This window comes from Actinoallomurus sp. NBC_01490 (genome assembly GCF_036227085.1).
Classification (GTDB): domain Bacteria; phylum Actinomycetota; class Actinomycetes; order Streptosporangiales; family Streptosporangiaceae; genus Actinoallomurus; species Actinoallomurus oryzae.
Genome location: NZ_CP109433.1, coordinates 6,721,142 through 6,735,043, shown reverse-complemented (window position 1 = coordinate 6,735,043; position 13,902 = coordinate 6,721,142). Strand labels below are relative to the sequence as shown.

Annotated in this window: 8 protein-coding genes and 1 tRNA gene; 6 read left to right on the top strand and 3 right to left on the bottom strand. The window is 72.4% G+C overall.

The window, feature by feature from the left end; genetic code table 11:
- Positions 1–89: 89 nt before the first annotated feature.
- Together OG417_RS31485 and OG417_RS31480 are read left to right on the top strand one after the other, a co-directional pair.
- Positions 90–1,013, top strand: a complete 924-nt coding sequence (locus OG417_RS31485) for a hypothetical protein (RefSeq protein WP_329236235.1) — start codon at positions 90–92, stop codon at positions 1,011–1,013.
- 108 nt (positions 1,014–1,121) lie between these two features.
- On the top strand, positions 1,122–4,499 hold the full coding sequence (locus tag OG417_RS31480) for a pyruvate carboxylase (protein ID WP_329236233.1): 3,378 nt from the start codon (positions 1,122–1,124) through the stop codon (positions 4,497–4,499).
- Between the two features lie 421 nt (positions 4,500–4,920).
- Here the strand turns inward: OG417_RS31480 and OG417_RS31475 are convergent, their stop codons facing one another.
- A complete protein-coding gene (locus OG417_RS31475) occupies positions 4,921–5,727 on the bottom strand; it encodes a SecDF P1 head subdomain-containing protein (protein ID WP_329236231.1) in 807 nt (268 codons plus the stop codon).
- Positions 5,728–5,954: 227 nt separating this feature from the next.
- On the opposite strand from OG417_RS31475, the gene OG417_RS31470 reads away from it, so the two are divergent.
- The 3 genes from OG417_RS31470 to OG417_RS31460 all read left to right on the top strand — a co-directional run bounded on the left by OG417_RS31470 (position 5,955) and on the right by OG417_RS31460 (position 9,699).
- The gene (locus OG417_RS31470) at positions 5,955–6,218 is read left to right on the top strand and encodes a GlsB/YeaQ/YmgE family stress response membrane protein (protein ID WP_329262766.1); all 264 of its coding nucleotides are present in this window, start codon (positions 5,955–5,957) and stop codon (positions 6,216–6,218) included.
- Positions 6,219–7,569: 1,351 nt separating this feature from the next.
- Positions 7,570–8,610 carry an acyltransferase family protein gene (locus tag OG417_RS31465; protein WP_329262762.1) on the top strand — a complete coding sequence of 347 codons (1,041 nt, stop codon included), beginning with the start codon at positions 7,570–7,572 and terminating at the stop codon, positions 8,608–8,610.
- Positions 8,611–8,697: 87 nt separating this feature from the next.
- Positions 8,698–9,699, top strand: a complete 1,002-nt coding sequence (locus OG417_RS31460) for a sulfotransferase family protein (RefSeq protein ID WP_329236229.1) — start codon at positions 8,698–8,700, stop codon at positions 9,697–9,699.
- 612 nt (positions 9,700–10,311) lie between these two features.
- On the opposite strand, the gene OG417_RS31455 is transcribed toward OG417_RS31460, so the two are convergent.
- Positions 10,312–10,387 (bottom strand) — tRNA-Leu (locus tag OG417_RS31455).
- A gap of 1,178 nt (positions 10,388–11,565) precedes the next feature.
- Between OG417_RS31455 and OG417_RS31450 the strand changes: the two genes are divergently transcribed.
- Positions 11,566–12,822: a lactate racemase domain-containing protein gene (locus tag OG417_RS31450; RefSeq protein WP_329236227.1), complete on the top strand. Its 1,257-nt coding sequence runs from the start codon at positions 11,566–11,568 to the stop codon at positions 12,820–12,822.
- Between the two features lie 60 nt (positions 12,823–12,882).
- Here the strand turns inward: OG417_RS31450 and OG417_RS31445 are convergent, their stop codons facing one another.
- Positions 12,883–13,842 carry a LysR family transcriptional regulator gene (locus OG417_RS31445; RefSeq protein WP_329236225.1) on the bottom strand — a complete coding sequence of 320 codons (960 nt, stop codon included), beginning with the start codon at positions 13,840–13,842 and terminating at the stop codon, positions 12,883–12,885.
- Positions 13,843–13,902: the final 60 nt, after the last annotated feature.

Sequence of the window (13,902 nt, the reverse complement as noted above, 5' to 3'; positions counted from 1 at the left end):
ATCTGTCGGTCCCGTGTTCGCATGGGCCTGATCGCCTTGGGTAGGCAGGGTTCCCGAAGGCGTACGGCGATGGACGCGGAGGTGCCGGAGTGCTGTCCGGATCGAACGCACGACCAGTCTTCGTCGCGATCGGCGCGGCGACGGTCATCACGCTCGGCGCGGTGGCGACTCCCGCGACGGCGCTCGCCGACTCGTCGCCCACGGCCGGCGAGGACCCCGCGCCCGATCCGTCCGGCAGCACCACCACCCCGAGCGACCCGAGTGACCCGCCGAGCGATCCGCCGCCCGCCTCCTCGCCCCCGGTCAAACCCGCACCGCCGAACTCCGCGCCGCCGTACCAGCGGACACCGTCCCTGAGCGTCCACCTGTCGTTCTCCGCGGGCAAGGCCGCCCCGGGCGCCGCGGTCACCGCGACCGCGCGGGTGAGCGCGTCGAACGCGGTCGCCCACCACACGACGCTTCGGTTCTCCGCCCCTGGTGCCTCGGTCATCAGCGGCGTCTTCTCGCTGGGCGACGTGAGCGCGGCGCGCTCCGCGTCCGCCGTCGTGAAGATCCCCGCGGGCCACGCCGCCGGGTCCGTCACCGTGACCGCCTCGCTCAGCGCCGACCGCGCGAGCACGCGCAGCGCCGCCGGCAAGATCACGGTCACCGGTGCCGGGTCGTCCGCGGGCGCGTCCGCCGCGGCGGCGGAGCTGCCGTCGGCGGCGCTGGCCACCGGCCTCGGCCTGCCCGGCCAGACCACGCCCACGGCCGGCGGCCCGGCCGGCGCGCAGCTCCCGCTGATCGCTGGGCAGGCACCCGCGGTCGCCCCGAACCAGGCGCCCGACATGCAGCCGGTCTCCCTGCGCACGAAGACCTCGCCGCTCGGCCTCGACGCGACCTCCTACCGCCTCCTGTGGACCCAGGTGGCCTGGCTCACGGCGCTGCTCGTCGGCATCTCCCTGCTGCTCACCCAGCTGCGGCTGAACCGCCGCCGGCCGGCGCGCCCGGCCGCTCGCCGCTCCCGGTCGTAATCCACACCGGCTCCCCGGGCCTGTGATCAAGGTCCGCGTCCATGGATAATCGACGTGGCCGGCGCCACGACGATGTGATGCGGGACTACGACCACCTGAGGGAGCTCGATGTTCGGCAAGGTCCTGGTCGCCAACCGTGGCGAGATCGCGATACGGGCGTTCCGCGCCGCGTTCGAACTGGGAATCTCCACCGTCGCCGTCTATCCGTACGAAGATCGCAACTCGCTGCACCGCGCCAAGGCGGACGAGTCGTACCAGATCGGCGAGCCCGGCCACCCGGTCCGCGCCTACCTCTCCGTCGACGAGGTGGTCAAGGCCGCCCGTACGGCCGGCGCCGACGCGATCTACCCCGGCTACGGCTTCCTGTCCGAGAACCCCGGGCTGGCCGCCGCCTGCGACGAGGCGGGCATCACGTTCATCGGCCCGCCGGCCCCGGTGCTGCACCTGACCGGCAACAAGGCACGGGCGGTCGCGGCGGCGCGTGAGGCCGGCATCCCGGTGCTGCGCTCCTCCGCGCCCTCCACCGACGTGGACGCGCTGCTGGCCGCCGCCGAGGACATCGGCTTCCCGGTCTTCGTCAAGGCCGTCGCCGGCGGCGGCGGGCGCGGCATGCGGCGGGTGAGCGAGCCGGCCGAGCTGCGGGAGTCGATCGACGCGGCGATGCGCGAGGCCGCTTCCGCGTTCGGCGACGCGACGGTCTTCCTGGAGCAGGCCGTGGTCAACCCGCGCCACATCGAGGTGCAGATCCTCGCCGACGCCGAGGGCAACGTCGTGCACCTGTACGAGCGCGACTGCTCGATGCAGCGACGGCACCAGAAGGTCATCGAGATCGCGCCCGCGCCGAACCTCGATCCGGACCTGCGGGACCGCATCTGCGCCGACGCCGTGGCCTTCGCCCGCCACATCGGCTACGTCAACGCGGGCACCGTGGAGTTCCTCCTCGACGAGCGCGGCCGGCACGTGTTCATCGAGATGAACCCGCGCATCCAGGTCGAGCACACGGTGACCGAGCAGGTCACCGACCGTGACCTGGTCATCGCCCAGATGCGCATCGCCGCGGGCATGACCCTGCCCGAGCTGCGCCTGACCCAGGACGTGATCACGCTGTCGGGCGCGGCGCTGCAGTGCCGCATCACCACCGAGGACCCGGCCAACGGCTTCCGTCCCGACAAGGGCACCATCTCGGCGTACCGCTCACCGGGCGGCCCCGGCGTCCGCCTCGACGGTGGCACCGTGCACACCGGCGCCGAGGTCTCCGCGCACTTCGACTCGATGCTGGTCAAGCTCACCTGCCACGGGCACGACTTCGGCAACGCCGTCCGGCGGGCGCGCCGCGCGATCGCCGAGTTCCGCATCCGCGGTGTGGCCACGAACCTGTCCTTCCTCGGCGCGGTGCTCGACGACCCCGACTTCCGCGCCGGGCGGATCACCACCGCCTTCATCGACGACCGGCCGGACCTGGTGCACGCCCGGCCCCCGGCCGACCGGGGCAGCCGCGTCCTGCGCCACCTGGCCGAGACGACCGTCAACCGGCCGCACGGACCGCGCCCGGTCGTGGTGGAGCCGGTGGACAAGCTGCCCGCCGTGTCCCTGACCGACGCGCCGGCGGAGGGGTCGCGGCAGCGGCTCGCCGCCCTCGGGCCGGAGGGGTTCGCGGCCGACCTGCGGGCCCGGTCCGCGGTCGCGGTCACCGACACGACGTTCCGCGACGCGCACCAGTCGCTGCTGGCGACGCGGGTACGCACCCGTGACCTGCTCGCGGTCGCGCCGCACCTCGCCCGTACGGCGCCGCAGCTGCTCAGCCTGGAGTGCTGGGGCGGCGCGACGTACGACGTGGCGCTGCGGTTCCTGGCCGAGGACCCCTGGGAGCGGCTCGCCGCGCTGCGCGAGGCGGTCCCGAACATCTGCACGCAGATGCTGCTGCGCGGCCGCAACACCGTCGGTTACACGCCGTACCCGACGGAGGTCACCGACGCCTTCGTGGCCGAGGCCACGGCGACCGGAATGGACATCTTCCGGATCTTCGACGCGCTCAACGACGTGGGGCAGATGCGCCCGGCGATCGACGCCGTACGCGCCGCGGGCACCGCCGTCGCCGAGGTGGCGCTCTGCTACACCGGCGACCTGTCCGACCCGTCGGAGACGCTCTACACGCTCGACTACTACCTCCGGCTGGCCGAGGAGATCGTCGAGGCGGGCGCGCACATTCTGGCGATCAAGGACATGGCGGGCCTGCTGCGCCCGCCCGCCGCCCGCGCGCTCGTGACCGCGCTGCGGTCGCGCTTCGACCTGCCGGTCCACCTGCACACCCACGACACCGCCGGCGGGCAGCTCGCCACCCTGATCACGGCGATCGACGCCGGGGTGGACGCCGTGGACGCGGCGGTCGCCTCGATGGCCGGCACCACCTCGCAGCCCTCCCTGTCCGCGCTGGTCGCGGCCACCGACCACACGCCGCGGGCGACCGGCCTGTCGCTCCAGGCGGTCGGCGACCTGGAGCCGTACTGGGAGGCCGTACGCAAGGTGTACGCGCCGTTCGAGTCGGGGCTGGCCTCGCCGACCGGGCGTGTCTACCACCACGAGATCCCCGGTGGGCAGCTGTCGAACCTGCGGCAGCAGGCCATCGCGCTCGGCCTCGGCGACCGGTTCGAGCTGATCGAGGACTGCTACGCCGCGGCCGACCGGATGCTGGGCCGGCTGGTCAAGGTGACGCCGTCCTCCAAGGTCGTCGGCGACCTGGCCCTGCACCTGGTCGGAGCGGGCGTCACCGCGGCCGACTTCGAGTCCGACCCGGCCAAGTTCGACGTGCCGGACTCGGTGATCGGCTTCCTGCGCGGCGAGCTCGGCGTCCCGCCGGGCGGCTGGCCGGAGCCGTTCCGCACGCGGGCGCTCGAAGGCCGGCCGCCCGCCGCCGAGGTGACCGCCCTGAGCGAGGACGACCTCCGCGGGCTGCGCGAGTCGCGCCGCACCACGCTGAACCGGCTGCTGTTCCCCGGACCGGCGAAGGAGTTCGCCCGCCGGCGCGAGACGTACGGCGACACGTCGGTGCTGTCGTCGAAGGACTTCTTCTACGGCCTCGAACCCGACACCGAGCACACCGTCACGCTGGAGCACGGCGTGTCGCTGCTGATCGAGCTGGAGGCGATCTCCGAGGCCGACGAGCGCGGCTACCGTACGGTGCTGACGACGCTGAACGGCCAGCTGCGCCCGGTCCGCGTCCGCGACGAGTCCATCGCCACCGACGTCAAGGCGGCCGAGAAGGCCGAGCGCGGCAACGACCGGCACGTCGCGGCGCCGTTCGCCGGAGTCGTGACGTTGCAGGTGGAAGAGGGCGCCACGGTGTCGGCCGGGCAGACGGTGGCCACCATCGAGGCGATGAAGATGGAGGCCTCCATCACCGCCCAGCGCGACGGCACGGTCCGCCGGCTCGCGGTCGGCGCGGTGCAGCAGGTCGAAGGCGGAGACCTGCTCATCGAGCTCGGCTGACTCCAGGACCACCGGCGGTGTCGTCCTACCGACCGGCCGAGTCAGCCGCCGGGGGCCGGCGGCGCGCTGACCGCGCCGGCGTGCCGGCCGGGGCCGTGGCGACCGGCAGGTGGCGGCGGCCTGGTGTGGCACGCCCACGAGGCGGCCGGCGGTTGCCTGCCGCCGGCACCGCGGCGTCGTGGAGCCGTCGCCGCCGCGGAAGGGGCCGACGAGGTGAACCAGGGCGCGCTGTTCCGTGGCGGCGGGGAGTTGCCGGCGCCATCCTCACGCCGGGGGCGCGTGGCCTCCCGGCGGCGCTTGAGCCGATCCCCCGGCGACGCGTGCGGGGAAGTGAACGCGGGGTCCGTCAGAGTGAGGCGCCGACGGCTTGTCCGCAGTGGCCGCCGGACCCGGCCGCGGGCTCCTCGGGTCCGGCGGTGCGTCAGCCTTCGCCGATGAGCTGGTGGAAAAGTCGTTTGGCGGCCTGCTCGTCGAAGGGGCCCGTGATCTGGACGCGGCCCCCGGTGATGGTCTCCGTGACCATCGGTGCGGAGACGACGGCGCCGCCGACCACCATCGCGATCTTGTTGCCCGGCCGCTGCGGTCCTGCCGCGGCGGCCGTGGCGCTGAGCTGCTCGAACGCGCGGCCATCGGAGGGCTCCAGGCTCAGGTCGATCCCCCAGGAGGTCATGCCGTGCTCGGGATCCGGCGACATCACCGAGATGGACTTGACCCGCGTCACCGTCATCCCGCTGAGGGCGGTCCGGTAGCAGGTCCGGTGGTCGCTGCTCGGCGTCCCGGCCCCGCGGCACGAGCCCGGCGTCTCCGACAGCACCGGTAGGAACCGGATCGGCGTCTTGAGCGGGCCGGAGGCGCTGTCGGCGGAACCGCCTCCGTGAAGGAGGAGCACCGCCGCGACCGTTCCGACCAGCACCAACGCCGCCGCGGCCACGATGAGCGAGACCAGTAGACCCCGGCCGCGCCGTGGGGGACCCGGGGCGGTGTCCCAGCCGTACGGCGCCGGTCCCACCGGCACGGCGGGCGGCGGTCCCACCGGCACGGCCGGCGGCGGTGTACCCGGCGGCGGTGCGCTCGGCGTGGCGGGTGGCGGTGTGCTCGGCGTGGCGGGTGGCGGTGTGCTCGGCGTGCCCGGTGTGCCCGGCGGCGGAGTGCCTGGCGCGGCGGGTGGCGGTGTGCCCGGCGTACTCCGCGGGTCCTCCGGCCGCGGCGGCTCGGGCGGGAAGGTCATATGCCCCGTCCTACACCACCGTGCCCCATCGATCGAGGACTCCGGCGAAACCGGTGATGGCCGAGCGCGGTGGCGAGAGCGCATGGACGTGGAGCCGGTAGATCACGGCCCGGGGGAGTGGCCCGGTTACGCCCTGTAAGTCGGATTCGATGGCGAGTTCGGGCTTAGGGCGGGCGATCGCGGGGAGAACCGTTGCGCGTCCTCACGAACGAAAGGAAGCCCCCGATATGCAGGTCAACGGAATCATCACCGCGATCATCATCGGTTTGATCATCGGCGCGCTGGGCCGGCTGGTCATTCCGGGCCGTCAGCCGATCCCGATCTGGCTGACCATCGTCATCGGTATCATCGCCGCGTTGATCGGCACCGCCATCGCAGGAGCGGCCGGTGTGGCCGACACCGCGGGAATCGACTGGATCGAGCTGGCGATCCAGGTCGTACTGGCGGCCGTGGGCGTCGCCGCGGCCACGAGGCTCTATGCCCGAAGATGAGCCGGCCGGTCAGGGCGCGGCTCCCGAACCCGGACCTGACCGCGACCCCGGCGGACGACGACGGCCGTGGCCCCGCTCCGGGCCACGGCCGCCCGCTGCCCGGAACGCCCTGGTCGGCGCCGCGTGCGCGCTCCCCGTACGGACTCCGCGCGACCGGTGACTCGGCAGGGGAGGGAACGGGCCGCCCGGCGAGCGACGGCGAACCGACCATTCGCCGCCGGCCCGGAGACGATCGGATGTGGTGGCGATTCTCAGCCTGATCCCAGCCCGGTCTCATCCCCCGGTGATGGGGTGGAGGACGGTGGTACTCACGATGCGGCCGAAAGCACGGCGGAAAGGTGACCCTGGTGAGGGCGGAAGTGGTCCTGTGACGACGCAGGAGAGGGCGACCGACGACGGCGAGCCGGAGGAGGGCCGCGGCGCCGAGCCGCCCACGGCGGACCGCCGAGACGACGACCCGTCGGAGGACGACGCCCCGGCGGCGAGCCCCGGCACCACGGTCGCCCGCGGACGTGAAACCGATGGTGGCCCGCGAAACCCGGCGCGCTCGCGCGGGGAGACGCCGGAGACGTTCCCGGCGGGAGGCGGTGGGTCTGCGACCGGGGGTGGTTGTGCGCCCGGCACTGTTCCGGAGCGTACGGCGCGGTCGGGCGAGTCGGAGGCGTTCCCGGCGGGAGGCGGTGGGTCTGCGACCGGTGGCGGCGTTGTGACCGGTGGTGCGCCCGAACGTACGGCCTGGTCCGGCGGAGTGGCGGAAGGGTCGGAGGCGTTTTCGGCGGCGGACGGTGGTGTACCGGGGACCGGTGGCGGCTCGGCTGCCGGCGGTCGCTCCGCGGGCGGGGGCGGTTCGGCGGCGGGTGGCGGTACGGGCAGGGGTGGAGCGGTGTTCCGCGGTGGGTCGGCGGCGGAGGGCGGGCCGGTGGCTTATCGCGACCGTGGCGGCGCAGGTGAGGCGTGTCCCGGTGACGGTCGCGGCGGCGGTGTGAATGCCGCTGGTCGTGGCGTCGGCGAGGGTGGCGTGCTCGGCGGGGGTGAGGATTCCGCCGCGGACCGTGCCGAGCGGCTCGGTGGGCGGGATGCCGCGCTCGGAAGCGGGCGGAGCGCCCTGCTCGAACCGGGCCGTCGCACCGGGGCGGCTCCCGGCGCGGACACGGATCCTGGCTCTGGTGGCCGTGGCGGCTCCGGACCGGCGCCCGGCCGAGACGACCGCGGTGCGGTGGGGGACGGCGGGCTTCGCGGTCCCGGCGGCGCGGGCGCGGACGTCGGCACGGCGGAAGGCCTCGGTGCCGGCTCCGGCCGCAGGTACGGGCCCGTGGCGGCGGAACCGGCGCCGCCCGGTGACGCGAATCTGATGGAGCCGGATAAATCAAGTAATGCCGATAGAATCACCCGGGAAATACCGACCAGCCGGGACCCCTACTTCGACAACGCGAAGTTCCTCGCGGTCGCTCTGGTCGTCGTCGGGCACGCCTGGGAGCCGTTGCGCGGTGCGGCCGTCGGCGGGCGAGTTCTCGGGGCGGGGCAGTCATTCATCTATGCCTTCCATCTCCCCGTATTCATTGTCATGTGCGGATACTTCTCCCGCGGATTCAGCCGTTCCCGGAACCGCACCCGCAAGCTCGTCGCCGCCATCGTCGTCCCGTACGTGCTGTTCAGCGCCGTCTACGTCGTCTACACGGAGTTCCTCGCGGGCCGGCACATGCGCTGGGATCCGCTCGAGCCCTACTACCTGACCTGGTTCCTGCCCGCCCTGCTCGCCTGGCGGCTCTCCGTGCCGCTGTGGCAGCAGTTGCGGTTCCCGATCGCGATCGGGCTGGCGGTCGCGATCTGGCTGTTCGCCGGGCTCGTCACCCTGCCCAGCATGCTCGACGCGGTTCAGGTGCTGTCGTTCCTGCCGTTCTTCGTGCTCGGGCTGATCCTCGGGCCGCGCCACTTCGCCCTGCTCAGAAGGCCGGCGATCCGCGTCGCGGGGGCACTGACGCTCGTCGCCGGGGCGGCGGCCGCGTACGTGCTGGAGAGCAGCGTCGACCCCGAATGGGTGCACTGGCGGCGCAGCTTCGCCGAGCTCGGTGTCGGCGCCCCCTCGGGCGTCGGCTTCCGTGTCCTCGCGCTGGGCGCGGCGGCCCTGCTCACCGCGGCCTTCCTGGCCGTGGTCCCGGCCCGCCGTACGTGGTTCAGCCGGCTCGGCGCCGCCTCCATGTACGCCTACCTGCTCCACGGGTTCGTCACGCTCTTCCTGTCCTACCAGGGCTGGTACTACCGCATCTCCGGTTGGCAGGTGCCGGTGCTGACGTTCGGCTGTGTCCTCCTGGCCGTCGTGTTGATGACCGATCCCGTACGAAAGACGTTCCGCTGGGCCGTCGAGCCGCGTCTGGAGTGGCTGTTCCGATAAGCCTTACCAATCCGATAGGGAATAAAAGAAAACAGGTTCTCGGTAAATTCTCAACCAACTCTCAGTAATTTTCCCTACCGTGGAGCGATGACCCAGCCGGAGCGACCCATCTTCGTCGTCGGTTGTCCACGGTCCGGAACGACCATGCTGCAACTGATGCTGCACGCCCACCCGCGCATCGCCATTCCGCCCGAGACGCGGTTCCTGATGGCCGCGTACGACGCGCGCTCCGACTTCGGCGACCTCCGCATGCCGAACAACCGCCTGGCGCTCGCGCGCTGGATCGTCGAGCGCAAGAAGACTCGCTTCGCCGACCTGGGTCTGGACGGGGAACGGATCATCGAGCAGATCGTCGCCGGGCCGCCGACGCTCGGCTCCGCGCTCGGCATCGTGCTGCGCGCGTACGCGGCGAGGTTCGGCAAGCCCCGGTGGGGTGACAAGCGACCCGGGTACTTCCAGCGCATCTCCGCGCTGAGACGCCTGTTCCCCGACGCGCAGATCGTCCAGCTCATCCGTGACGGCCGCGACTGCGTCGCGTCGCTGAAGGAGATGGACTGGTACAAACACGACTCCTACCACGCGCTCGCGACCTGGGTGGAGTCGATCGAGGCGGGGCAGCGGGCGGCGCGGTCGCTCGGCCCGGAGTCCTACCACCGCCTCTACTACGAACGCCTGATCAGCGACCCGGCCACCGAGCTCAAGGCGCTGTGCGACTTCCTCGGCGAGGACTTCGACCCGGCGATGTGCGAGCCGGACCAGGTCGCCGCCGTCGCCGTACCGGGCCGCAAGGTCTGGCACGCCCGCACCCACGAAGAGGTCACCACGACCCGCGCCGGCACCTGGCGCACGCGCCTGACGGCAGCGGAGATCGCCCTGTGCGAGACCGTGGCCGGCGACCTGCTGCGCGAGCACGGCTACGAGGTCGACGGCGCCGCCCGGCCGGACCGCGGCGACCACGCCCACTACCGCCGCGTCGCCGCCCACCGCCGCCTGGCCGCACGCAAACGCGACCTGCTCGACTTCGTCCACCGCCGCACCGAGCCCACCGAGGTCGCCTACCAGCTCCCGTCACCCCCTCTGCCCGACTGACCGGCACAGAGGAGACCTACGGGTCGTCGAGCGTCGACGACGGGTACCTCGACGCACTCGCCGCCGTCGTCAGTGCCGCGCGACGACGTGCGCCGGTTCGGTGCTGCCGAGGTCCTCCTGAACACGGTAGGCGCCGCCCATGGCGTCACGGACGGCGCTGAGGTTCCCCGCGACCGTCGTGGGCGCAGGTCGTGGTCGAGCCCAGCGGATCCGTCGCCGCGGAGATCGTTGTATTCGAAGCGGACGCGGTGGCCGTCGTGAACTCTTTCAGGGAGCCGTGGGCGTCGTAGGTGTAGCGGGTGGTCCGGCCCAACGCGTCGGTGCGGGACACCAGCCCGTCCAGCGGCCATCGCTCTCCTCCGCAGAGGTGAAGACCGCCGAAGTGGCAGCACAGCGATGAAAGGCGGTTCCCTCCCATTCAGGGCCGCCGTGCTCGACGCCGGGCAAAAGCCGATATATCTGGCCTAGCCGGTGATCGTACAAGATCGTTTGCGGGGCGAGCCTCGCGTACCACGCACAGTCGTGGACGCTGCCGTCCTTCCTGATCGCCGCCTTGTTCCGGGCCGGCGTACGGTGATCCGGTCCGGCGGCGCCGGCCGTCGATTCTGCGAGTACCCCGGGTGGGATTCGAACCCACACTTCGCGGATTTTAAGTCCGCTGCCTCCGTCCTAATTGGGCTACCGGGGCAAGATGATCCGGTCACGGACGGGCCGGGCGGACGCTGGAGATGTCGGCGGTGCCCGGCCGATCGCGCCGATCACTCGGCGGCGTCGGTGCGTGACGTTCAGCGCTGGAGGTCGGGCCCGTCCCGTGAAGAGACGATTTGTGCCACGCCGGCACCCCCCTCCGCCAGTCGCCGTCGTCCGCCACACGGGTCATTCGCCGCTCGTTCGAGCTTGACTATCGCAATCTATTTCGGCAATTGCCCCGCGTCATCCCCCTAATTCGTTAGAGCTGGCATTAGAGATGCTTAAAGGGCTGCCTTTAGTCGCATATCAGCGGCGCCGAAAAGGGGTGGTTCGGGCTGCTCTACCGGCCCGGGTGGCCTGCGCGGACGCGTGTCCCCGGGGCGGACCGTTCAAGGAGGTTCCGCCCGCGGGCCGGAGAGTCCTTGGTGAGCGCTCTGCGGGGAGGCGGGTCGGGGGCACCGGGCCGCTGTCACCGAGGTCTGCGACCGGGCGGTGAACCGCCCGCGAAACGGGCTACCTTGCGGAGGATCGCTCGTCCCAGGGGCCGCGAGAGCGCTCAGCGGCCGGTCCTGGGATTTCGGCGCTCGGCGGACCGCGGCGCGGCGCTCGGTGGTGTGGTGGGTGCGCTCGGGCGGCCCTTGTCCGCTGACGATGAACGATGAAGGGCGGCGGGCCTCCAGCGGATGCGCCGAGGGACCTCGGGCTCATGTGACGGCGGCTCGCCGCGCCGTCCGCCGGCCGCCCTCGCCCGGCGTCTGGGAATGGCTCGCCAGGGGGCGGCGGCTTCGCCGTGCCTTCGGCCTGCGGGCCGCGGCGGTGGGGGAGTCCGCCGCGGCCCGCAACCGCAGTGACCGTGGGGGCGGTCAGTCGGATGTCGACCGGGGGGCCACCGGTGGAGAGCGCCCGGACGGGCTCTCGCTTCGTCCTCCGACTACGCCATCCACTTTCGCCGGTCCAGGGCCGAAAGTCAGCGCGGCCAGCCACCATCTTCGGGTCCCGCCAGCGGTAACCCACATCTACCGGCTGGCCGGGATGCGCGACGGCCGTGCGTCGGTGATATGGGTCCGCGCCGACGCCGCAGCGGTCTCTTGAGTACCAGAACATCACCCGCGTCACGGTCCTGGGCGGTCACCGACATACTGGACATGCCGATGCCGAAGAGAGGTGAGCTTGCCCATGGCCCGTGTCCTCGGTTCGCCGCAGGAGGTGCTGGCCGCCGCCGACGTCGAGCGGTTCATCCGCTCGTCGCTGGACGACGATGAGTACACCGGCAAGAAGGTCTGCGTGCTGGTGCCGGACGCCACCCGCAGCTGCCCGCTGCCGATGCTCCTGGACGGTGTGCACGCGGCCCTGCACGGGCGCGTCGCCGAGCTGACCTTCATGGTCGCGCTCGGCACCCACCCGGCGATGAGCGAGGAGGAACTCGCCGCCCTGTTCGGCTACCCACCCGGCCGCGCCGCCGAGCGTTACCCGGGGGTCGCGATCCGTAACCACGAGTGGTGGGACCCCGGCATGCTCGCCTCGGTCGGAGAGATCAGCGGAGCGGAGCTCGCCGAGCTGTCCGGCGGCCGGCTGTCCGACCCGGTGGAGGTGCGCCTCAACCGGGCCGTGGTGGAAAGCGACATCACGCTCGTCGTCGGCCCCGTCTTCCCGCATGAGGTCGTGGGGTTCTCGGGCGGCAACAAGTACCTGTTCCCCGGGGTGTCGGGCCAGGAGGTGATCGACGTGTCGCACTGGCTGGGCGCGCTGATCACCAGCGCGGAGATCATCGGGACACGCGGCACGACGCCGGTACGCGCGCTGATCGACCGCGCGGCGGCGAAGGTGCCCAGCGAGCTGCGGTGCTTCTCGCTCGTGGTGGAGTCCGGCACGTCGAACCTGCACGCGATCACCTACGGGGGCACCCGGGACGCCTGGGCCGCCGCCGCGGACATCACCGCCCAGGTCGACGTGAAGTACCTCGACGCGCCGGTCAAACGGGTGCTCTCCCTCGTGTCGCGTCGCTACGACGAGATCTGGACCGCCGCCAAGGGCATGTACAAGGTCGAGCCGGTCGTCGCCGACGGCGGCCAGGTGGTCCTGTACGCGCCGCACGTCACCGAGGTGAGCCGCACCCACGGCGAGGCGATCCGCGCCGTCGGTTACCACTGCCGCGACTACTTCGTGAAACAGTGGGACCGGTACAAGGACCGGCCGTGGGGCGTACTGGCCCACTCCACGCACCTGCGCGGCGGCGGCACGTACGACCCGGCGACGGGCGAGGAACGCTGCCGCATCGAGGTCACTCTCGCCACGGGGATCGACGCAGGCACCACGGGTGACCTGGCCCTGTCCTACCTCGACCCGGCCACGATCGACGTGGAGGAATGGTCCCGCGACCCCGAGACCCTCGTCGTCCCCGACGCGGGAGAGATCCTCTACCGCCTCCGCTGACACCGGAAGACGGCCGGCGCGGCCGTCCTGAGCCAGCGAACCGGGAGGTCGCGCGGCGGGTCACCCCTCCCCGTCCGGGGTTCCCGGGGAGACCCGGTGCCTGCGGAGCGTTTTCGCGGGGTGCGGAGAGGCGACGGCTCGTGAGCGGATGGCGCCGTGCTCGGCCAGGATGTCGATGAACGCGGAGATGTGCGGCACCTCGGCGGTCGTGGTGAAGGCGACCAGCTCACGGTGGACCGGCGGGTCCGGTTCGAGCTGGACGCCGCCGAAGTCGGCCTCGATCATGTTCCGCGGCACCAGCGCCGGACCCAGCCCCGCCGCGGCGAGCTGGACCGCGGTGGAGGTGTGGTGCGTGTGTACGGCGGGGCGTGCGATGAATCCGGCGGTCGAGCACGCCTGGGCGACCACGCCCGCCAGCCCGTTGTCCGGCGTGTAGAGCACCCAGGGCCGGCTCGCGAGCTCGGCCAGGCGCACCCGGCGGCGACCGTCGGCGGCCACCGGGTCGTCCTTCGCCAGCACCACGACCAGCTCCTCCCTGCCGAGCGTGCGCACCGGCCCGTCCCAGTGCAGCGGTGCCGCGCTGACGGCGACGTCGACACCGCCCGCCGACACGAGGTTCGCCAGGTCGGCGCTGTTGCCGAACTCCAGCAGCTCGACGTGGGAGTCCGGGTACCGCCGCCGCCACATCTGGACCGCCGGCGGGATGATGCCGAGCGCGATCGAGTACAGCGCGGCGATCCGCAGGCCGATCCGGGCCATCTCCCCGTGGGGACGGGCGACGTGCAGGGCCTCCTCGGCGCTGTGCAGCGCGGCGATCGCGTGCGGCAGGTACGCACGACCCATCGGCGTCAGGCGTACGGCGTCGGGAAGGCGTTCGAGCAGCGCATGCCCGACGTGGCGCTCCAGCGCCCGGATCTGGTGGGAGAGCGCGGGCTGGGAGACGGAGAGCCGCTGCGCCGCCCGGGTGAACGAGGCTTCCTCGACGACGGCCAGCAGGTACTCCATCTGCCGGAAGCTCATGCGGAAATTGTATGTCCGCAGGTGAGAGGCCTGCCGAGCCGAGAAGGGCTGCTCGCCGGC

Excerpts from the sequence above, each read along its gene's own strand:
- OG417_RS31450 (WP_329236227.1), top strand. The coding sequence starts at position 11,566 with ATGGCCCGTGTCCTCGGTTCGCCGCAGGAGGTGCTGGCCGCCGCCGAC.
- OG417_RS31445 (WP_329236225.1), bottom strand. The coding sequence starts at position 13,842 with ATGAGCTTCCGGCAGATGGAGTACCTGCTGGCCGTCGTCGAGGAAGCC.
- OG417_RS31480 (WP_329236233.1), top strand. The coding sequence starts at position 1,122 with ATGTTCGGCAAGGTCCTGGTCGCCAACCGTGGCGAGATCGCGATACGG.
- OG417_RS31470 (WP_329262766.1), top strand. The coding sequence starts at position 5,955 with ATGCAGGTCAACGGAATCATCACCGCGATCATCATCGGTTTGATCATC.
- OG417_RS31475 (WP_329236231.1), bottom strand. The coding sequence starts at position 5,727 with ATGACCTTCCCGCCCGAGCCGCCGCGGCCGGAGGACCCGCGGAGTACG.
- OG417_RS31465 (WP_329262762.1), top strand. The coding sequence starts at position 7,570 with ATGGAGCCGGATAAATCAAGTAATGCCGATAGAATCACCCGGGAAATA.
- OG417_RS31460 (WP_329236229.1), top strand. The coding sequence starts at position 8,698 with ATGACCCAGCCGGAGCGACCCATCTTCGTCGTCGGTTGTCCACGGTCC.